The organism is Aeoliella mucimassa (assembly GCF_007748035.1).
Classification (GTDB): Bacteria; Planctomycetota; Planctomycetia; order Pirellulales; family Lacipirellulaceae; genus Aeoliella; species Aeoliella mucimassa.
The window spans coordinates 4,412,780-4,433,573 of sequence record NZ_CP036278.1; the positions used below are offsets into that span (position 1 = coordinate 4,412,780).

General features: G+C 56.8%; 18 protein-coding genes and 1 tRNA gene. 10 read left to right on the forward strand and 9 right to left on the reverse strand.

What is annotated here, in order from left to right; genetic code table 11:
- The first annotated feature begins 535 nt into the window (after positions 1-535).
- From Pan181_RS17195 to Pan181_RS17215, 5 genes are all read left to right on the forward strand, one after another.
- Complete coding sequence (locus Pan181_RS17195) at positions 536-2,359, forward strand: hypothetical protein (protein WP_145248507.1); 1,824 nt, start codon at positions 536-538, stop codon at positions 2,357-2,359.
- A 56-nt stretch (positions 2,360-2,415) separates the two neighbouring features.
- Positions 2,416-2,757: a hypothetical protein gene (locus tag Pan181_RS17200; RefSeq protein WP_145248509.1), complete on the forward strand. Its 342-nt coding sequence runs from the start codon at positions 2,416-2,418 to the stop codon at positions 2,755-2,757.
- Positions 2,758-3,335: 578 nt separating this feature from the next.
- Positions 3,336-3,857, forward strand: a complete 522-nt coding sequence (locus Pan181_RS17205) for a hypothetical protein (RefSeq protein ID WP_145248511.1) — start codon at positions 3,336-3,338, stop codon at positions 3,855-3,857.
- Complete coding sequence (locus Pan181_RS17210; protein ID WP_145248513.1) at positions 3,842-4,147, forward strand: helix-turn-helix domain-containing protein; 306 nt, start codon at positions 3,842-3,844, stop codon at positions 4,145-4,147. The genes Pan181_RS17205 and Pan181_RS17210 overlap by 16 nt, the downstream gene beginning before the upstream one ends.
- A 201-nt stretch (positions 4,148-4,348) precedes the next feature.
- Positions 4,349-5,440 carry a tyrosine-type recombinase/integrase gene (locus Pan181_RS17215; protein WP_145248515.1) on the forward strand — a complete coding sequence of 364 codons (1,092 nt, stop codon included), beginning with the start codon at positions 4,349-4,351 and terminating at the stop codon, positions 5,438-5,440.
- Positions 5,441-5,549: 109 nt separating this feature from the next.
- On the opposite strand, the gene Pan181_RS17220 is transcribed toward Pan181_RS17215, so the two are convergent.
- Positions 5,550-5,623: transfer RNA gene (locus tag Pan181_RS17220), tRNA-Arg, on the reverse strand.
- 210 nt (positions 5,624-5,833) lie between these two features.
- On the opposite strand from Pan181_RS17220, the gene Pan181_RS17225 reads away from it, so the two are divergent.
- A complete protein-coding gene (locus Pan181_RS17225; protein ID WP_145248517.1) occupies positions 5,834-7,645 on the forward strand; it encodes an OPT family oligopeptide transporter in 1,812 nt (603 codons plus the stop codon).
- 50 nt (positions 7,646-7,695) lie between these two features.
- Here the strand turns inward: Pan181_RS17225 and Pan181_RS17230 are convergent, their stop codons facing one another.
- Together Pan181_RS17230 and Pan181_RS17235 are read right to left on the reverse strand one after the other, a co-directional pair.
- Complete coding sequence (locus tag Pan181_RS17230; RefSeq protein ID WP_145248519.1) at positions 7,696-8,874, reverse strand: serpin family protein; 1,179 nt, start codon at positions 8,872-8,874, stop codon at positions 7,696-7,698.
- 253 nt (positions 8,875-9,127) lie between these two features.
- Entirely contained in the window at positions 9,128-9,709 is a 582-nt protein-coding gene (locus tag Pan181_RS17235; protein ID WP_145248521.1) for a DinB family protein, read from the reverse strand.
- Positions 9,710-11,231: 1,522 nt separating this feature from the next.
- Between Pan181_RS17235 and Pan181_RS17240 the strand changes: the two genes are divergently transcribed.
- The 3 genes from Pan181_RS17240 to Pan181_RS26630 all read left to right on the forward strand — a co-directional run bounded on the left by Pan181_RS17240 (position 11,232) and on the right by Pan181_RS26630 (position 14,810).
- Positions 11,232-12,485 carry an IS4 family transposase gene (locus Pan181_RS17240; RefSeq protein ID WP_197528324.1) on the forward strand — a complete coding sequence of 418 codons (1,254 nt, stop codon included), beginning with the start codon at positions 11,232-11,234 and terminating at the stop codon, positions 12,483-12,485.
- 261 nt (positions 12,486-12,746) lie between these two features.
- A complete protein-coding gene (locus tag Pan181_RS17245) occupies positions 12,747-14,000 on the forward strand; it encodes an IS4 family transposase (protein ID WP_197528324.1) in 1,254 nt (417 codons plus the stop codon).
- Between the two features lie 411 nt (positions 14,001-14,411).
- A complete protein-coding gene (locus Pan181_RS26630) occupies positions 14,412-14,810 on the forward strand; it encodes a hypothetical protein (protein WP_145248523.1) in 399 nt (132 codons plus the stop codon).
- Between the two features lie 329 nt (positions 14,811-15,139).
- Here the strand turns inward: Pan181_RS26630 and Pan181_RS17255 are convergent, their stop codons facing one another.
- The 6 genes from Pan181_RS17255 to Pan181_RS17280 form a co-directional block, all read right to left on the reverse strand.
- Positions 15,140-15,916, reverse strand: coding sequence for a nucleotidyltransferase domain-containing protein (locus Pan181_RS17255; RefSeq protein WP_145248525.1), 777 nt, complete (start codon positions 15,914-15,916; stop codon positions 15,140-15,142).
- Positions 15,897-16,649, reverse strand: a complete 753-nt coding sequence (locus tag Pan181_RS17260; protein ID WP_145248528.1) for an ATP-grasp domain-containing protein — start codon at positions 16,647-16,649, stop codon at positions 15,897-15,899. Before Pan181_RS17260 ends, Pan181_RS17255 begins: the two co-directional genes overlap by 20 nt.
- Entirely contained in the window at positions 16,646-17,593 is a 948-nt protein-coding gene (locus tag Pan181_RS17265) for a nucleotidyltransferase domain-containing protein (RefSeq protein ID WP_145248530.1), read from the reverse strand. Before Pan181_RS17265 ends, Pan181_RS17260 begins: the two co-directional genes overlap by 4 nt.
- Positions 17,594-17,753: 160 nt before the next feature.
- Positions 17,754-18,425, reverse strand: a complete 672-nt coding sequence (locus Pan181_RS17270; protein ID WP_145248532.1) for a transposase — start codon at positions 18,423-18,425, stop codon at positions 17,754-17,756.
- A gap of 151 nt (positions 18,426-18,576) precedes the next feature.
- Positions 18,577-18,987: a hypothetical protein gene (locus tag Pan181_RS17275; protein ID WP_197528451.1), complete on the reverse strand. Its 411-nt coding sequence runs from the start codon at positions 18,985-18,987 to the stop codon at positions 18,577-18,579.
- A 225-nt stretch (positions 18,988-19,212) separates the two neighbouring features.
- The gene (locus tag Pan181_RS17280) at positions 19,213-20,196 is read right to left on the reverse strand and encodes a TIGR01212 family radical SAM protein (RefSeq protein WP_261342234.1); all 984 of its coding nucleotides are present in this window, start codon (positions 20,194-20,196) and stop codon (positions 19,213-19,215) included.
- Positions 20,197-20,286: 90 nt separating this feature from the next.
- Here Pan181_RS17280 and Pan181_RS17285 point away from each other — a divergent pair, with 90 nt between their 5' ends.
- Positions 20,287-20,775 (forward strand): FHA domain-containing protein, encoded by a 489-nt coding sequence (locus Pan181_RS17285; protein ID WP_145248538.1) that lies wholly within the window; start codon positions 20,287-20,289, stop codon positions 20,773-20,775.
- Positions 20,776-20,794: the final 19 nt, after the last annotated feature.

Consider the following 20,794-nt stretch of genomic DNA (forward strand, 5'->3'; position numbering starts at 1 on the left):
GGTAGCCATCGCGACCGCGTACCAGCAGGAGAAGAACTGCCGCTGGAGCGAGGCTTGCCTTGAGGTCAAGAGGCGGTACGGCGGGGTTGCGTGTGACGCGTTCAGCGCGCCTGCCCCGAAGGCGTTTCGGTAGTCGTGGTGAGTGTGGCGGCGGCGGGCTGGCTCTGCTTTGGTCGGACAGGTGTGAGCCACCCGCTGCCGTTTGAATTCACCAGCGGGCTGCTATTGCGTTGGGTTGACGAAAAGGGCTCAGGTGATGAGCCAAAGCAAAAGCCAACGCGAGGCGTTGGCAGGCGAGCTGTGGCGAGCCCTGGGGCACCCCCCACCCCCCCCGGGGGCCAAGGGTCCTTTGCCGCCCCCCCTCCCGCAGTGGGCTCCGCCCGCAATCGCGGCACTTTTATTTGTTCGAGGCAGAGAGGGTAAGTAAGTAAGTCGGCGCGGCGAATGCCCCCAAAAGGGCGTTTTCTCTGGGATTCCAGCACTTACACCCCGCCGAATCACTTACTTGCAGAGGCTCTTAGAAAGGATTCCAGCCATGGGCACAAAGTTCGAACTTCAAGGTTCCGGTCGCGGTGCGGTCGAGTTGATTCGTCAGCTCAACGCGGAACTCGACAAGTCGGAACAGCAAGGGGCCGACGCGGCGAAAGGCCTCGCGAAGCTCAAGAGCGAGGCGGAGCGATTCGCGGCGACTGGCGACAAGGTCGAGCAGTACAACCACAAGCTCGCCCGGCTCGCCCACTACGTCGAGAAGGGAGCCTTGGAGCAAGGCAAGGCCGAAGCCGCTGCCAATCGCTGGCGTCAGCAGCTCGACAGACTCGACCCAAAGCTTCGGGAGGCTGCTGAGAGCGAACGCAAGCTGGCAGCGGAGTCGGAGCGAGTCAAGCAGGCGCTGCGGCAGCAGGGTGAAACGCTCAGGCAGTCGCTGGAAACCCCGCAGGAATCGTTCAACCGCCAGCTACGTGAAACGATCAAGCTGCACCGGGCGGATGCGATCAGCGTCGAAACGCGGCGCCGAAGGATCGCTCAGCTTCGTGGCGAGCTGCACGCGGCAACTTCGGCCACGAAGGGTATGTTCAGTAAGCAGGTGCTCAGCGGTTTGGCAGCTGGCGTGACTGGCCTGCTGGGCGTGGGCTCGGCGGCCAGTACGGCCATGCAGGCCCTTCGGCAAATGGAGCAAACCGCGCAGTCGGCCAGCAGCGCGGTAGTCGAAAGCCTCGGCAGCTTGGGCGAGCTGCAGCAGGTCAGCGATTCGCCGGAAGATTACCTAGCTAATCTCGGCGTGGCTCGGGAAGCGGTCAAACGCGGCATCTTCGAGAATTACTCGCAGGGCGGTGATTTCGCGATCGCTGTGAAGAATGCAGGCTACTCGAAAGAGGACGTGAGGGCGCTCCTCGATATCGGCGAAAGCAGGCAAATCGCTGGCGACAAGCTCATTGAGTTCGGAAAGTCGGCTAGCAAAGTCGGCAATCTGTACGATGGCCGGTATTCATTGCGCGAAATCGCCGACAGAGTCAGCGTTAGCTCAAAGGAAACGCAGGTGTCGGCGGCTGAGACCGCCCAAGCCTCCACCAAGTTTGGGCAGCAGTCTCGCGAGCTGAAGTTCACCGGCGACTCTTCAATGGCGGCTCTGGCGGTGTTAGAGAAGCAAGCGGGCAACATCGATCAGGCGGGAACGCAGCTCGGCGCGCTCTATAATTCGCTTCTCCGTCGCGGCCTGGCGAAAGGCACGCTAGTTGAAACGCTCGACAGCATCCAATCGCAAGTAGATGCTGGCAGTACGGCTATCAATGTGTTGGGCGAATCGAACGCGGCGATGGCGTTCTCGGCCTTGCAGAACGATCGGGAAGGCTTCGCTCGGATTCGCAGCAACCTGGCGAACGCGGATGGCTACCTAGATGCTCGGCGGTTCATGGAAGTCGATCCTAGCGTAAGCGCGGCAAACATGGTGCCCGGCTCGGCTGGTCGGTTGAAAGATGCGGCACTTCGGTATGGCGATATTGAATCGGCGAGCGAGGCGGCCGCGAACGACATCGAAGCAGCCTGGCTCCGTCGCGGCCATCAAACCATGGCCGCGATCGGTCGCGGCGTGACCAACACGCAAGATTCGCTAGGTTATGATCGCAGTATCGTGCTAGGCGCGGCGCGTAACGAATACATCGGTATTGAGAACCGGCTCGGCTACGCGAAGTTTTTGCAGTCGACACCCGGCAACGCAAACGAAGCGATCATTCTACAGCGATTAATTCCACTGCTGGAAGAGCAGTTAGAAGTTCAAAAAAGAAGCCTCGGCATTCAAGAGCAAAAAGAAAATAGTAATACGAGTGAACCGGCCGGCGGCACGACGAAGCAGGAGAACTAAATGGCGAAATCCTCTACGCTCGCACCGGCACCACCCAACAGGAATAGAGCGAAACCATGACCGTCGACCAACACATTCGCAAGCTCTTCGTAGATTGCTACGTCGGGCTTCCCCACATCGATGTTCGAATGCACCAGGCCGCCGAGCACATGACCTCGGCGTTTATCGACTGGCTGATTGAAGACCTGGTCACCGTCGACGAGGTCAGGGCGTGCAGCACGTTCGAAGAATTGCTCACGCTCGGTAGCGAGGTCGCAGAAAAGCGGATCGCACAATTGCCGCCAGACGTGCAGGCCGTCGCTCGCGAGTCGATCGATAACGCGAATAAGGTGCTGCGTGAGGAGTTGGCGATGCTGAAAGAAGAGGTCGGCCAGCTCCCACCAGCGAGTCGCCGTTAAGGTAAGGAAACGTTTCCTTACCTTTTGTGGGTGAGAGAAAGAACACTTCGACAGGTGTTACCAGGCTCCATCGACATAGGCGGCGGTGCTGCAGGCGGTGGCCGATCGGTCCGTGCAACGGTGCGCAAACCGATCCCTAGTGAACACCCAGAAAGTACGCTTGAACTTTTGGGAGAAGTGCGTAAGATTACAGACGCTAAACCCGTTTAACCAACGGCGACAGGTGTTACCAGGAAGCTCGCACGCTGCATCTGATTGGCAGGCGAAAGCCGCATCGGAAGCAGCACGCGAGCGAACTGGTTGCCCCCTTCCAGCCGTGGTTCGACACCAGAGGACCGAAGAAATGCTAAATCTACCGAAGAAATCAGAGCGATGCCGCGCTCAGGTTTGGAGCACCCGTAAGGGCTCCGGGCGGCTCTTCGGCCGCCAAGCAAAGCCTGTGCGCGGTATCGCTTTCTTTATGGACCCGGCAATCTGCTGGGACCAGGGAAGGCGTGCCAACGATGCCAATTACCCTTACACGAAATCTCCAGTGCTGGCTGGCTCACTTCGCAGCGTTTCGGTGGACCTGGCGGAGAATGCCCCACCGCTACCGGCCACTACTCCGAGCCGAGTTCTGTGCGGGCGATCAGTTCGCCGAGGCCATGTTCCTGCTGAATGCTGGATACCGGGCCGCGGCCGTCAGCACGTCGCGAACGGCCGTCGAGCGGTTACTTAAGCGCGTGGCCCTCATGTGCCCCGGCTGGCGAACGCTTCGTCGACCGCAGATCCACAGGTTAACCGAGTTCTTACTGGCTGAGGGAGTCATTAGCGAGCAGGAGAGGCGAGACTTCACGAGTTTCGGCAACATGGCCAGCAGTGTGGTGCATGGAGGCGATTGCAATATGCGCAAAGCGACGAAGATCGTCGCGCAAGGGGAACGCATTCGCGCAAGCATGCTGCCCATTTTATATAACCTGGTCTGCACTCAGCCGGACACGAAACGCGAGCAGGCCAAGAGCGAGTGGGTTGAGCTAAGCAAGAATCGCATTGCTGACCTCGATCTCCCCCCAATCGTCGGGTCCGTCCAGGAGGGAGGGGCACCGTGCAAGAACGCATAACAAGAGAACACTTCAACCGAATCAAGCGAGAACTCGATTCGAATAACGGCACCCAACGAGCGATAGCGGAAAGGCTCGGCGTTTCACCGTCCACGGTCCATCTGGTTGCACGGGGTTGTCACGGCTACCAGCGAGAGCAAATCTGGCCAGAGGGAAAGGGCACCGACCCATCCCCCGAAGAGATCGCACGCCACTGCGAGGCGATCCGCAGGAGGCACGGCCACCACGTGGAAGAACCCGAGCACGTCGAGATTCAGGTAGTGAGCCTGGCCGAGCTTGGCTTGATTTAAGGAAGCGCGACCCACGCCGGCCGCAGCGTAGACCGCGGCAACGGTCGCGGCCGGCGTGATTTTGAAAGTAACCCACGACAGGTGTTACCAGGTTACCAGCTTGATACGTTGAAAGTGAAAACTGCCAGAAAGGCAGCCACAGGATGCGTCAGAATCGCATGGAAGCAAACAACCCGACCCGAACTACCTGGAGGTGCAACGATGCGTGCTTGGCTCTTCCAAGACTCACGCCAGAAGCGAAAGCTAGGCGAGGATGATTGCCCCTGGTCCGTCGGCTGGATGGAAAAAGGCCGCCGCAGATCAAAGAAAGTCGGCAGCCGATCGATGGCCGAAAAGTACCGACGCAAAAAGGAAGGTGAGCTTGCCAACAACCTGGTTGATCCGCTCTGCAACCGCGCAAAGTGGACCGAAGCAAAGGAGCTGTTTCTCGCTCACGCGAAGACTCATTGTCGATATAAAACCGTGATCGATTACACGGCGATCGTTACCAAGTTCGAGAAGCTTATCAAACCGAAGCGGGCCGAGGACCTCAGCCGAACCGCGATCGATCGCTATGTTGAATTGCGAAAGTCGGAACGGCGAAAGCTCGAGAAACCTCCCCTTTCGGTCTCGACGCTCAATAAGGAGCTTCGCGTTTTACGTGCCATGGTGAACCTGGCAGCCGAGGAAGAGCTGCTCACCAAAGCGCCGACCGTGAAGCTGCTAAAGGAACCAGAGCGCGAGGTGGTATTCATCACCGATGACCAGTTCACTGAACTGTATAAGGCCGCTGAGTCCATGAAGCGGCCAGCAGATCGACACTACAAGCCGGCCGACTGGTGGCGTGCCCTACTGGTCTTCCTATACACGACCGGTTGGCGGATCGGCCAGACGCTCGATGTGAGGCGCGAAAACCTCGACCTGGAAGCTGGCACCGTGTTCGCGAGGGCCGAGACCACCAAGGGCAACCGCGATGCTCGAATCCAACTGACGCCGATGGCGATCGACCACCTGCTTGCGATCAAAGACTTCTACCCGCTGGTGTTCGCGTGGACCAACCACCCGGACACGCTCAGCAAGGATTTCGTGGCGCTCAAGAAAGCGGCTAATGTGGAAATCCCAGGGCGATTCCACAACCTTCGGAGGGGATTCGCGACCAATAACGCTAGCATCCTGCCGGCGGACGTGCTCCAGCACGTGATGCAGCACCGCGATGCGGCAACCACCCGACGTTACATCAACCAGGCAGAGCGGATGCGACAGACCGAAATATCGGGCCTGATCCACTGCCCCAAGCTACCCGCCCAAGCGTAGGGCGACATAAAAATCGTATTGAGTGTTTATTGAGTGTTTGCCATCACGCCGGAAGATAGGAGAAGCCACCTAGCAGAAAAAGCCCCTGATTTCTCAGAGGCTTTTTGAGCACACCCCGCAGGATTCGAACCTGCAACCTTCGGATTCGTAGTCCGATGCTCTATCCAGTTGAGCTAGGGGTGCGTGTGGTGCTTTGCAGCTTTCCCCGTCGGGGAAGCTCATAGTTTGCACGATTATGCGAACTACTGCAAGAGAGGCCCCGGCGGTTCGCGAGGTTCGCGGTCGGATGTCCGATTGGGGCTCGGGACACCGGCTCGCACCTGCTACAATCGGGCTTTTCTGCGGGCAGGACTCCCCTGCCTGGCTCCGCTCACCGCTGACAATCTGCCTACGATGGACGAACAATCGCCATTTGCGTCGCCGCAATCTTCCCCTGAAATTCCCGAAGAACCTGCGGCTGGTCCCAATCCCGACTGGTCCCTGGGAGCGCAGCTCACTACCCGTGCGGTTGTCGCAGGTTGCCTGATCGGCAGTATCATTGCTTGCACCAATATCTATATCGGCCTGAAGATTGGCTGGACCTTCGGGGCGTCGATTATTTCGGCGGTGCTTGGATTTTCGTTCTTTGCGATGATTGATCGCCGGCTGTCGGTGCTCGAGACCAACATCGCCCAAACCGCCGGCTCGGCGGCCGGTTCCATGGCTTCGGCCGCTGGACTGGTAGCCGCGATTCCCGCGATGGACATGCTCGGCAATCCGATTTCGTGGTGGGAACTGGTACTCTGGTCGCTCGCGATTGCTTTCTTGGGAGTGTTCTTCGCGGTCCCGCTCCGGCGCCAGATGGTGCTGATCGATAAACTCAAGTTCCCCACCGGTACCGCCACGGCCGAGACCATTACCGCGATGTTCAGCGATGGATCGGTTGCCATCGCCAAGGCGAACTACTTGCTCTGGTCGGGTGCCTTTGCCGGGATCTTTACGCTGTCGTACTACTTCGTTCCGCAACTTGAGTCTCCGCCGATCGACAAATGGACTGGCATCGCGATTCTAGCTACCGCGACTGCTTGGGGATTTAAAATTTACTTGGGACCAGCTCTGTTCGGGGCTGGCTTCTTGATTGGCCCGCGGGTTGTGTTGTCGCTGCTCGCCGGTGCGATTCTTGGGTGGGCTGTGCTGGGCTCCTTTGTCCAGTCGCAAGGCTGGGCCCCTGGCGATGTCAACAGCTTCAGCGATGGCCCCCGCGGTTGGATTCTCTGGCCGGGCGTGGCTCTCATGGTGAGCGAGGCCCTCGCCAGCGTAGCGTTTAGCTGGAAGACATTCATTCGCGCCTTCCAAGGCGTCGCCGCCGCGGCCGAAAGTGGCAAAGACGACTCGGCCGACAGCATTCCCAATAGTTGGTGGATCGGCGGTTTGATCGCTGGGTCGATTCTCACGATGGTGATTGCTCAGTTGGTGTTCGACATCATGTGGTACTACTCGCTGATCGCCATTGCTCTATCGTCCATCCTTTCAGTTGTTGCTGTTCGTTCGACTGGCGAGACCGACATCAATCCCATCGGCGGCATGGGCAAGATCACCCAGCTGGTGTTCGGTGGGATGGCCCCTGGCCAGATTCCGACCAACTTAATGTGTGCGGCCATCACCGGCGCGGGTGCGTCGCAGGCGGCCGACATGATGCAAGACCTCAAGACCGGTCACCTGCTGGGGGCCTCGGCTCGCAAGCAGTTCATTGCTCAGCTCTTCGGCATCCTCGCTGGCGTGGTGTTTGTGGTGCCAGCTTACGTGCTGTTTACCAACGCTTATGAGATCGGCACTGAAGACGGCTTGCCGGCTCCGGCCGCCTTGGCCTGGAAAGCCATGGCCGAGCTTCTGGCCAACGGCTTCTCAGCACTCCCCCCGTATAGCGTGCAGTTCGTCGGCGGAGCGACCGTGGTCGGTGTACTGCTGGCAACGCTGCGACGGTTCAAGACCATCGCCCCGTACGTCCCCAGCGGTCTGGCACTCGGCATCGCTTTTATTGTCCCTCCCTATTACTCGCTGGTCATGGTGTATGGTCTGGTTGCCTGGCTCATCTGGAAAGCCGTGTCGCCGCAGTCATGCCGCAACTTCGACTTTGCCGTGGCCTCAGGCCTGATCGCTGGCGAAGGTCTTATGGGTATCGTGAATGCTGTGCTCACCATCTGCAACGTACCATCGCTGACTTAAGCGGCTGTTCGCAGCTTCCACGAGTGCAAGCTCTGTTAATCCTCAATCGTTTACGGCCGTTCGCACCGTCCCAGGAAGTGGATAAGTTTTGTCTGCCTATCGATGATCTGAAACAGGAACGGGCGGTCGACGCAGAACGTGGCTGATCGACCTACCGTCAGCCACGCACCCGTCGCCGCGGAGGCCACGGTGCCTTCTTCGTCGACTTCCACCATCGCCCGCTGCGTCAACTTCGAGAGCGACATCCCAGTCTCCTGCTCGCACATGTTGGAATAATCCGCCCGCGCGGGGTCCATGGCCAGCGAGAGCCCGAGTGTCTTGAGCGCCGACTCCAAGCTCAGCGTGTTCTCGATGCGGAATCTCGGCAGCGAAACCTTCACCTCAGATGCGTAGCTGAATTGCAGCTCGTTGATACCGCCAGCCACGACCCAATCCATCGCCCGATCGAGCGTAAAGGAAGGATGCCTTGGCAGCACAATCTGCATCACGAAGCGACACCGTGGTTGTCCGTCGGCTTGCTCGACTTGGCTGGTATCTCTGTAGGGGAGCTGAAGCACCATGTAGTCGGCAGTACCTGCGATGCCAAGATGTTCGCGTTGCGACATCATCTTCACGCTGGTCGTGGTTCCATCGGATAGATGGAAAGGTCGTGTTTTCGTCTCCTTTCGGTCAAAAGGCAATAGCCATGACCCATTAAAAGAGACCGCGTTGGTCAGCAACATCGTGGTTGCGGAAGAAATGCTCCCGGAATCGACGATGCGATCGATGCGATGATCCGTTTGCTTTCGCACCCAGGCGTTGATCTTGCCCACCGCTGATTCGGATTCGTTTGCAAAATCGACCCGCTCCAAGTCGGCGTGGAACAGATCGAGCAAATCGGCCTGAAACTTATCATGGTACCCAAATCGAGCGTCGCCCCAGACTCGATTCGCAATGCAAAGATCGCTGCTGCTCGCAGCAATCTCATCCATCAGCACGCGATAGGCTTCGCCGAGTTCGACTTCGCTGAGCTTATGTTCCAGTACAAAATCGAAGCACTCGCGTGTCTTGCCGGACGCTCCCAACCGGGCCATTGCCAGCACGCTAGCGATGCTACTCGGCGAGAACACCAAGTTACTCTTCGGGCGATCGTTGCTCACTTGTTCGAACAACCAGAGAGCAAATTGGTTGACACTTTCGACCAACGACTGCACTTGCTGTGAGTCACGACAGGCGGAATTCCGACGCATACGTCATCTCCTTCACGCTGGTTCGACATCGACCATAAGCAGAAGACTCGTCAGGGGCCGTGTATTCACCCGACCAGACGAATCACTAAGTTCATTCAACTGCGAACCTTCCATGGACGCAAGGGAGGGGTCGCTGAGTTGCGGCAACGATCACCAAGCTAACGACTGTCAATTACCACCAGTTGATAGGACCATTCGATCGAAGTTAGCTAACAGCATCCAGCGAGCCAGGCGCTGTGCTAGCGTGGATCGTTTACGCTCCCTCTTCGGGCGTGGAGGGGGACCAGTAGAACCGATACGCCGGGCCGACTTGCATGCGGGTGTAGCAAATGATTTCTTGCGTATGACCTTGGAAGTGGGGAATCGTATCGAACAAGATCTCAACGCCAGTTACCGAGAATCCTTGTATCACCTGCCCAGCGAGCAACTGCTCTTCGGTCGCGTTGGCCAGCACCTGCTTCGTTTCATCTACGGTGCCTTGCAGTCGCGCAAGTAGTTCGTCCTTCGACAGCGGCTCGCGGGCGGCAAACTCGGCCGGGCGGTCACGAAGGTCGTCGCCGCCGCCGATGCCGACGATGGCCCACTGCCGCAGGTTACCCGCCAGGTGCAACATCATGTTGCCGATGGAGTTCATGTCGTCGGCCGGCCGCCACCACACCTGCTCGTCGGTCAGTTGGTCGAGGCAATGACGAATCTTCTTCATCGAACCATCCAGGCAGCGACTCGTACCGCTACATAGCTGCTGGAGCATGGGAGACTTATTTTGCATCGGGTCTTTTTCCATCAAGGTGCGAAGGATATGGGGAACGCTAGCAAAGCGGGTATTCGGAGTCACTAGTATCGTATCTTCCTATCCATCTCGGTAGACCAAGCCATTCGGCTGGGCGAGCACTCGCCTGGGAGAAATAGATTCCCACCGCTCACGAATAGATTCCCAATTTACCCACCGATGGGAAAATTGAATCTCCGCCCACGCTACAAAACCAGTGGTTTTCGCACGCGAATAGATTCCCATTTCCCAAAACACATCGAGTGGGAATCTATATTCGCAGTGCCGGGCGGTCGCAAGTCGTTTAACTGTATGCATTTACATCAACACCTCCGCGATAGTTGCCCAAAATAGATTCCCATGGGTGGGAAAGTATTTTGGGTTGGGAGTTGGGAGTTGGGAGTTGGGGGTTGGGGGTTGGGAATGGGGAATACGGAATGCGGAATGCGGAATGTCATCCTTACGGAGCTTCCAGCGGCTGAAAGATCTCAGATAGTCATTTCGAACGCGTCACCAACGAGCGACTCGTAGGGCGGGTCCAGGAGCTTCCAGCGACGCAGCCCCACCAAACGCTTTACCCACACGCGCAGCAGCAAACACCCACGCCGGCAACCATTCGCCTGCGCGTCGCTATAAGTCTACCATTCAAACAAGCATCACATCTCGCAAACCTCCTTTCACTAAAAAGCCAACAGCCGATAGCTGAAAGCCGACTGCCTTCATCACCTGTCCATTAGAACAGCACGGGTGGCCATTTTCCAGCGAAAAGTGGTGAGAATCCAAACAGCCGTGAAGCACCAAATTCACCCACCGCTGGCCCAATTCCAGAAACACGGGTCGGCCTCTCAGGGCCGGGGAGATGGGAAGCGGAAAACGCCCCTCACTGTTTCACATCCGACTTCGATTGGCACCAGAGCATGGCACGACAATCGAGGCAGCATGGCAGAGAGTCGCCGAGCCCGCGGAGCAACTGGGTAGCACCGACAGCTGGGCGCACGACGCATTGCCACTTCGCAAAACGCACCACGCCCTGTTGTCGGTGGGCGAAGCCCAAGAGGCCGCGCCATCCGTGATGATCCGTGATGATCCGTGAGGATCCGTGAGGATCCGTGTTCATCCGTGGCTCGAACGAAACCGTTTCACACGTCAAGGCAACGCACTACCGCCGATCTGTAGCCGGGGTTCGTTGGCTGCTCAGTTCTTCGAGTGTAGTAACACACCACACCAAGCATCCAGCCCACTGCTGGTGATTCGGTAACATGGCGGATCATCATCCAGCCGTTGCTACTGCCATGCGATCTAGAAAGGTAGTCCGCGGCAAGCCAGCAGTGGCACCCTACGCCGTTAACCCTTTCTTTGCCTTAAAAAAGAGGTCTCGATGTAACAGCGTATTTCGGCCATCCTTTCAGTTGAACCAAGGAAGGGGCGGCCATCACTTACCCGAAGGGAATCGGGCATGTTACATCGAGACACTCAAGTGCGGCTGAATATCGTGTGCCTTCGGCAATGTTTGCGTTGGTTGTTGGCGGGAATCTGTTGGCGAACGATCCGCTTCCGCAACGACTGCAGTTGGACTCCTCGGTCACTAATGGCAGCCGCGCTGTTATGGGCCTGGTCGGACGAGCAGACTCTCACCGAGCGTTTTTTCGTTGTGCGTAAGATACTACTCTGCCTCGATAAAGAGCAACAGCAACTGGCCACTTCCTACCAAGCCTTCATAAAAATCCTTCGTCGCTGGACGAAGCCGCTCGCCGCGTTGTTGCAGTCAGTGCTGCAACAACGGATGCAAGCGACGCTGACCGATTGCTGGCTCACCGCGGGATACCTCGTATTCGCGGTCGATGGTAGTCGCCTTGAATTGCCTCGCACCCGCTCGCACGAACAAGCCTATTCGACGATTCGTCACGCACGACGGGTAAAGAACAGTCGCTACAAGAGACGGCAGGCCAAAGATGCGAAGAAAGTCAACTCGCCTCAACTCTGGCTCACAACGATGTGGCACATCGGTACGGGATTGCCGTGGGACTGGCGGGTCGGACCTGGTGACAGTAGCGAACGTGTCCACTTGCGGGAGATGCTCACTAGCTTGCCAGCCGGGGCTTTGATAACGGCCGATGGCGGATTCATGGGGTACGAAGGGCTGCAAGCGATTATCAAAAGTGGCCGACACGTCCTGCTGCGAGTGGGAGCCAATGTGCGGTTGCTGAAACAGCTTGGTTATGTACGGGAATGGACCGGCACGGTCTATCTATGGCCCGATCGGGAATCGAAGCGTGGCAACGAACCGCTCGTGTTGCGACTGGTGGTCGCTACGGATGGCAAGCAGCCGGTCTACCTGGTTACCAATATCCTTTCTCGGCGTGAATTGAGCGACAAGCAGGTGATTGCATTGTATGCACGTCGCTGGGGCATCGAACTATTCTATCGCCATCTCAAGCAGACCTTTCACCGTCGAAAACTCCTCTCTCGCGAAGCCGAGAACGCCAAGCTCGAAATCACCTGGTCGTTGTTCGGCTTATGGGCGATGTCGCTGTTCGCGTTGGTCGAAGCGATGAAGCAAGGCATCACACCAGCAAAGTTGAGTTTCGCCAAGCTGCTGTTGGCGTTTCGCCGCACGATGCGTGATTACCTGCATCCAACGGAGAAAAACGAACGCCTGTGCGAGAGGCTTCGCCAAGCCATCATCGACAGCTACAAGAGAGCAAACAAAACCAGCCGCAACTACCCACGAAAAAAACAAGCCAAACCGCCAGGAGTACCACAACTGCTCACTGCTACCAAGACACAGGCCCTGCGAGCAAAGCAAATCAAACCAGTACTACGAAAAGGGTTAACGGCGTAGAGTGGCACCCTACGCCGTTAACCCTTTCTTTGCCTTAAAAAAGAGGTCTCGATGTAACAGCGTATTTCGGCCATCCTTTCAGTTGAACCAAGGAAGGGGCGGCCATCACTTACCCGAAGGGAATCGGGCATGTTACATCGAGACACTCAAGTGCGGCTGAATATCGTGTGCCTTCGGCAATGTTTGCGTTGGTTGTTGGCGGGAATCTGTTGGCGAACGATCCGCTTCCGCAACGACTGCAGTTGGACTCCTCGGTCACTAATGGCAGCCGCGCTGTTATGGGCCTGGTCGGACGAGCAGACTCTCACCGAGCGTTTTTTCGTTGTGCGTAAGATACTACTCTGCCTCGATAAAGAGCAACAGCAACTGGCCACTTCCTACCAAGCCTTCATAAAAATCCTTCGTCGCTGGACGAAGCCGCTCGCCGCGTTGTTGCAGTCAGTGCTGCAACAACGGATGCAAGCGACGCTGACCGATTGCTGGCTCACCGCGGGATACCTCGTATTCGCGGTCGATGGTAGTCGCCTTGAATTGCCTCGCACCCGCTCGCACGAACAAGCCTATTCGACGATTCGTCACGCACGACGGGTAAAGAACAGTCGCTACAAGAGACGGCAGGCCAAAGATGCGAAGAAAGTCAACTCGCCTCAACTCTGGCTCACAACGATGTGGCACATCGGTACGGGATTGCCGTGGGACTGGCGGGTCGGACCTGGTGACAGTAGCGAACGTGTCCACTTGCGGGAGATGCTCACTAGCTTGCCAGCCGGGGCTTTGATAACGGCCGATGGCGGATTCATGGGGTACGAAGGGCTGCAAGCGATTATCAAAAGTGGCCGACACGTCCTGCTGCGAGTGGGAGCCAATGTGCGGTTGCTGAAACAGCTTGGTTATGTACGGGAATGGACCGGCACGGTCTATCTATGGCCCGATCGGGAATCGAAGCGTGGCAACGAACCGCTCGTGTTGCGACTGGTGGTCGCTACGGATGGCAAGCAGCCGGTCTACCTGGTTACCAATATCCTTTCTCGGCGTGAATTGAGCGACAAGCAGGTGATTGCATTGTATGCACGTCGCTGGGGCATCGAACTATTCTATCGCCATCTCAAGCAGACCTTTCACCGTCGAAAACTCCTCTCTCGCGAAGCCGAGAACGCCAAGCTCGAAATCACCTGGTCGTTGTTCGGCTTATGGGCGATGTCGCTGTTCGCGTTGGTCGAAGCGATGAAGCAAGGCATCACACCAGCAAAGTTGAGTTTCGCCAAGCTGCTGTTGGCGTTTCGCCGCACGATGCGTGATTACCTGCATCCAACGGAGAAAAACGAACGCCTGTGCGAGAGGCTTCGCCAAGCCATCATCGACAGCTACAAGAGAGCAAACAAAACCAGCCGCAACTACCCACGAAAAAAACAAGCCAAACCGCCAGGAGTACCACAACTGCTCACTGCTACCAAGACACAGGCCCTGCGAGCAAAGCAAATCAAACCAGTACTACGAAAAGGGTTAACGGCGTAAAGTGGCACCCACAAATTTAGGCTGACAGTGCCAGCCTGCCGTCGTGCAGATAGACATGTATGTCGCTGGAGGTAATCCGTGTAGCGATCGCATCGACGCAGTGTGGACAATAGTTGAAGAGTGATTCGACCACTTCTCCGCTGCCGGAGTCGACCGTTTCGATCATATCACATTCGCTTGCAGCTGCTACAATTAATCGATACTGAACAGTCATAGTTTAGCCTGCACACAAACAATGAGGTCAATTACAACGTGTCAGCCGTTCAGATTTCTAGGCGTCACGCCCATTTGCAAGGTTCATTGCTAGTGCTGCTTATGTTTAGTGCGATGCAAATATACCCGACCTACTCTTGGATGCATTTTTCACTTAGCCCCAACGAAGTCTATAAGCACGGATGGCCTGTTACATACATGACACGACAAATCGAGAGTAACGATTCTGATATGGGAGGCGTAACCTGCTGGCCTTGGCCATTAGAAAAAGCACCTCTCTTAACAATCAAATGGGGCCTTCTCATTGCCAACGCTGGCGTTGGCGTTACTGTCGCATATTGTTCAGGAAGATTCTTCGAAAAGTTCATCCCTAGTAAAGCCACAATGCGGTTTAGGCTCATGCATCTTGCAATACTTTTTCTCATCGCAAGTATCTTGCTATTACCACATATCAGACTTGTGCTCGGGGTGACCGCGTATGTGAGCTTCTATTTCATTTCATTCGTAACTTCAATCATCGCAACCGCTTACAGCGGCCTTTTTATTATCGACAAGATAAAGACTCGCGCAACCGCCTCTATCACCGATACTTTTTGACGAGTTCCTGATATCGCTGGTTAGAGTGGTGTCGATCGCCGTTCCTACAATCGCACGCTTCATCCCAGTTACTACTGGGTTGACCTCCGGGTATTCTTGGGAGGATTCCGTCTCTCTCCCTCAATTCAGCAAAGGGCATCGCGGTCAGAGACCGCTCCTACACCGCGCTGGCGTGGTGGTTGTATTCGATTAGTTTTTCGCTCTCTCTGTTACATCCTTCCCCCCTCCAACAACGGACAACGGACAACGGACAACACAACACCTGTTCATTAGACCACCCCCAGTGGCCATTTACCAGCGAAAACTCTCATCTTTCAGAAGCAATTCACTCACGGACCTGCCCCTTCTTGCAGCCGCAGCCGCACCAACAGATCGTCGAGTGTCGCGCGGGCGGTTGGTTGTTCGGGTAGCGGCGATTCGGCCATGGCGGTTTCTAGTTCGGCGAGCAATCGCTGATACTCGCGCTCGTAGTATTCCAGCTGCCCGGTTTCGAGTCGCCCTTTCTCGGGCCCCTCGAGTTTGCGAGCGACTAAATCGTCGATGTAGGTGAGCTTCGCGGTTTCGTTCAGGCGCAGCAGGTTGGCTTCGACCTGGCCAGTTCGCATCAAATGGATCCCGGTCAACAACACTCGAAACGTATAGAGCAGCGGCTTCACCCGTGGTGGCTCCTCGCGACCAAACAGCTTCCACTGATTCGCGGCAAATCCCAAGTAGTGATGGCCGTGGTAACGGGTAATGCACTTCGCGGCAAGCTGCTTGAGCTCTTCGTGCTCCGGCGTGGTATGCACCACCAGCGGCGAAAGCAACTGCTCGAGCACGTAGCCATTCTTCTTGAGCATCAGCCCAAAGAACTTTTTCGCATCGTGCGTTACCAGGTCGATCTCCAAGCCATCGTACACGCCCGACTTTTCCACGGTTTCGTGGGACACTTCCAGCCCCAACAAATGGTCGAGCGGCAGCAGGTGCACCCCACGCAAATCGAAATCGGAATCGGGCGAGGGGAAACCATACAAGTGCGCGCCGCTGATCGTCGCAAAGACGAGCGGATAGGGATGGGCGTCGACGTGACACTGGAGCTTCTCGTTATCAATCGTTTGGGCGTTCATTGCACTTCGTCGTAGCTTGCTTGAGGACATCTAGCACTTCGTTTGGATCACAACCATAGATACCCGATCCCCACGCGGCATTTGCTTCGACCACAGCCCAGCCGAACCCCTCAATGATACCAACGTCGAGCACCACAGCCCTGGGGACCGTCACCCGCTGGTCGTTTAGTACGGACTCGGCAAAGTGCTTCGCATCACGCAACTCTTCGTCAGTGGCGGTGAATCCATCGAGCGCACTCAGTTCCCCCCGCCTCAAATAGGGAGAGAGAGTCCGCACCTGTGAGTCCAGACAGAAACAGCGAAACTCGGCTACCCACTCAACTGGAGTCGCGGAGAGCACCGTGGTCGTTTCACCATAGTCGGCTAACAGCGAGTCCACCTTCTCGTAGACCTTCGCCGGAAACGACTTCTCGTTTGGCGGCTTAAGGAATCGTGGCAAGTCGGCTTCAACGATGTCCCCCAAAGTTGTGAGTTCCACTTGCCGAAGACGATACTTTTCGGGAAGCTGCGGCAACCAATCGTCCGTTAACAAACTCAATTCAACACCCAACTGACTGGCTAAACTCGGCGCAAGAAGCGATTCGATGTAGACCACCACTCGGTCCGTATCGATCTCCGGCACCTGCAGACCGCGCATCCGTTCTACCGACCATCCACGCTGAATGGCGGTTCGCCAAAGAATCTGGTTGTCAACGGTGTTTCTCCACGACATCACAAGCGTGGTGGTATTCATGGCAATTCATTCTCCACGGCCAATCGCCGAGCCCGCACCAAGAACTCGTTCGCCTGTTCGTAGTCGGGGCGCTCGGGCAGGGTGGTCTCGGCGTTGGCTCGGTCGAACTCTTTGTGTAGCTGCTTGCGCCAGGCTTCGACTTCGTCCCACGGCATTTCGTCGTTCTTGATCGCAAACAGCCGCTCGCGGTGCTCGCCGACGTCGACCGGCACGAAACCTTCGCGGAGCACATGAATGCCCGAGAGGAGTAGCCGGATCAAGTGCATCACATGCTTAGGTTTGATGCGACCCTGATTGCGCAGCGCGGCTTGCATGCGTTTGAACTGGCTCATCACGTAGCCGTTGTACGTTTGGTAGACCAGTCGCGATAGAAACGCCTCGCGCATGGCGAGCAGTTGCTCGGCGAGCGGTGTCGCGTGCTCGACCAGCGGCGTGTAAAGGCACTCGAGGATATTCGGATTCCCCTTGAGGGCCATGACGAGGAACTTCTGCAGTTCCCAGTAGCACTCTTCGCTACCTTCGTTTTCCAACTGCTCGGGCACGCCGTACAGCGACCAGTGCAATTCGGCCGGCGGCAAATAAATGCCTCGGCGGTCGGTATCGGACTCCTCGGTATCGAGCCCGAACGCCCGCGAACCGACGACGCAGCGATAGATCACGCGGTCGAACAGCCCTTGGGTAGAGAGCGTGGGATTCGCCTGGTCGATGGCACCTTGCTTGTACTGCGAGAGCAACATCAGCTGGTGATGGCCGAGGAGTGCCTCGAAGCCATCGGGGAAACGAATGCGATAGGAATGATGCTGATCCCGCGGCGCCCGCACCACTACGCCAACCGCCCCGGCCGGGTGCACCGCCTTGCCATCCGAGCCCTGCACGCTCTTGAGCACTACCACCTGGGTGCCGATGGAGTAAATGAGGTTCGGGTTTTGAGGAGCGGGAGTCATGTGGTGGATGACAAGCGAAAGCGGCCTTCGGTTCGCAAGACTGGCGAAACCGATTGTAGCACGACACTCCGTGTCGTTGGACCTTGGAGAATGTCGATCGCACCGAGCCGTTTACCACCAGGCAGGGGTTTGCCCACTACTTACGACTCGGAGAGTCGTGCTACTTTCTTGTTTGTGTCCATAAGACATACTCACTTGGTTTCAGGTTTGCCTTCTGAGGATTTTCAGCGATGTAACAGCGGAAAAACTCAAATTGTTCCGCACTCCGTACCAAATGATCAAATGGCTCCGCTTGCCAAAAAGCTCCCCGTCGCCCCAATTGCTGATTGATTTGTCCTCCTGAGAAACGCAGCCAACTTTCCGATTGCTTGGCAAGCGACCAGCCACCGTGGAACTGGACCAGAAGGTGCACGTGATTTGGCATAACAACAAAGCAATCCACATCGTAACGTTCGCCGTTAAAATAAAGCAGAGACTGGCTTACGATCGACGCCAATTCAGGACGTCGCAAGACGCATTCGCCATGGCACTTGTCCAACGCAAACTGCCATAGCCGATTGCGAAGCCGGCGGTATTCACTTTGGATTGCTCTTGGCCATTGCTCGACGTGAGATGTCGCAATTGTTGCTGAATCGCCAAGTCCCTGCTCTCGCACCCATGCGTCAAGTTCGAATTGCCAGCGATCCACCACCGCGCGTGGCATTGAATCCTTCGTTCGAAACGTCACAAACATGGCGACGCCGGGTTGGAACCAGTGGGGAAGCTTCCGCTCGGCATATTGGATGTCCCCAGCAGGATCGAATTCCCGGAATTGAATAGGTTCCTTTTCCATAACAGGATTGTAGCACGACACTCCGTGTCGTTGGACATCGGAGACGGTCGATCGCACCGAACCGTGTACCATCAGGCAGGGGTGTGCCTACTACTTACGACTCGGAGAGTCGTGCTACTTTCTAGCGCCCCCAAACTCTTACGCCCTACGATTACTCCGCCGGCTGAAACACGCCGGACTCTAGATGACGATTCACTTTCCACTGCAGGTAAAAGACATTGAACAAGAACGTCCACAGGCCCTTAAAACGCTGGTTATTCGGAGCTTCGATTGGTAGCATCGCGTCGAGACCTCCACGAATCGCAAACGCCACAATCAGGGTGAAGACAATATGGACCTTATCCACAAACTGCATCATCGAATCGATTAAATGGGGTTCATAGACTTTGGTGAGAATAAGGTCAGTAACTAAGGCAAAGGTGAAACCGGTGACCGCCCAGTACGCCCACACGATCTTCATCGACACTTGCTCGCATCCAAACCTTCGATTGATCGCTATCGCATTTACATGCACCCAATAATTCATGTAAATGCCAAGCGTAAGGATAGTCAATGGTATCATCAACAACACGCTGCGACGCTTCAGCCCCCGCGATGACTTTCGGATTACGGATCGATTCTTGACCGAAGCCCCTAACTTCTGGGTTGAAGCAATGCGATTTTTGTCACGGGCCATCGATGCGATTCCATGAGACGAGGGAGCTGAAACACCTGGAACGACAATTATGTCGCTAGACGGTCGGTGCAGGAACCCCAGCACAAACACATTACTGCTGATTTCAGTAGATTACATCGACGCGCTTGGCTGCACCGCCTTGCCTTGCCAGGTGTCGCGGCGGGCGAACTCGGCGTCGATCTCGCGTTTGACCGCCCCTTTGTTCAGGCACCAGTCGGGGCCGACGAAGTAGTCGGGCGGGGCGTCGCCGCTGATGCGTTCGACCACCACATTCGGCGGGAGCAGCTCCAGGAAATCTACCACGGCGCGAACGTAGTCGTCCTGGCCCATTAGCGTGACTTCGCCCGACTCGACCATGTCGGCCAGCGGGGTGTTCTTCACGCAGTACAGGTTGTGCAGCTTCACCGCGTCGACCTTAAGCCGCGCAAGCTCGCGGGCGGTGGCCAGCATGTCGTCGTGCGACTCGCCTGGCAACCCGAGGATGGCATGGGCCGAGATCTCGAAGTTGCGGTCCTGGCTCCGCCGCATGGCGTCGATCATCGCGTCGTGATGGCAGCCGCGGTTCATCCAATCGAGCGACGCGTTGTGCATGGTCTGCATACCATACTCAACCGACACGTAGGTCCGCTCCCCTAACTCGTTGAGCAACGCGAGCACGTCGTCGGGCACGCAGTCGGGGCGGGTACCGATGGCGAGGCCGACCACCTGGGGGTGCTCGAGGGCTTTCTCGTACAACGGGCGGAGCCGATCGACGGGAGCGTAAGTGTTGGTGCCGGGCTGAAAATAGGCGATAAATTTTTCGCAGTCGGCATATCGGTTCCGCATGCGGACCAAACTTTGGTTGATTTGCCCCAAGACATCCGCCCTGGGAAGCCGCCTGCTGGGGCTGAAGCTGCGATTGTCGCAGAACGTACAGCCCCCCATGGCCACGGTTCCGTCGACGTTAGGACACGTAAAATGAGCGTTGATACTCACTTTTTGGACACGTGTGCCAAACATTTCGTGTAATCGGTAGCGAAGACTGTAATAACGGAGTCCCGATTCGCGCCAGGGTGGGATTTCGCCGTGGTTCGTAAGTGGTTTGGTTGACTGCAATTGCGTTCACGAATAGATTAAAGGGTTGGTATAAATACTGCGGATGCTTATTGTATCCCAACTTCCTACGTTCTGCTTGCGAGGTCAACCATGTACGGCTCCGACGCCGAATACGGTGAACTCATTCCCCAGGGCGGTGGTGACACCATCCCCCTGAAAAAGAAACAACTACTTGTGGGCCGCCGCGAGAGCTGCGACATCGTGCTGCGCTTCGCCAATGTTTCGGCCCATCATTGCCAACTATCCGTCGACAGTGGCTACTGGTTTGTGCGCGACTTGGGGAGTCGCAACGGCATTAAAGTGAACAACGTCCGCGTGCAGGAAAAGCGTTTGGACCCTGGCGACGTGCTGGCGGTGGCCAAGCATCGCTACGAGGTGCAGTACTCGCCGGCCGATCTGGGAGCGGTGGGTCCTCCGCCGGTCGACAATCTGTCGCAGGAAATCCTCGGCGAGTCGCTGTTGTCGCGGGCGGGGCTCGACGCCCAGCGTCGCGGGCGCGGAAGCGGGAGCACGCCGCGCCGGTACGATCCCACGAACAACGATGCCGGACAGATCGACACCCCCGACAAGCCGGTTTAGACGTATGACGGTTGTCGTT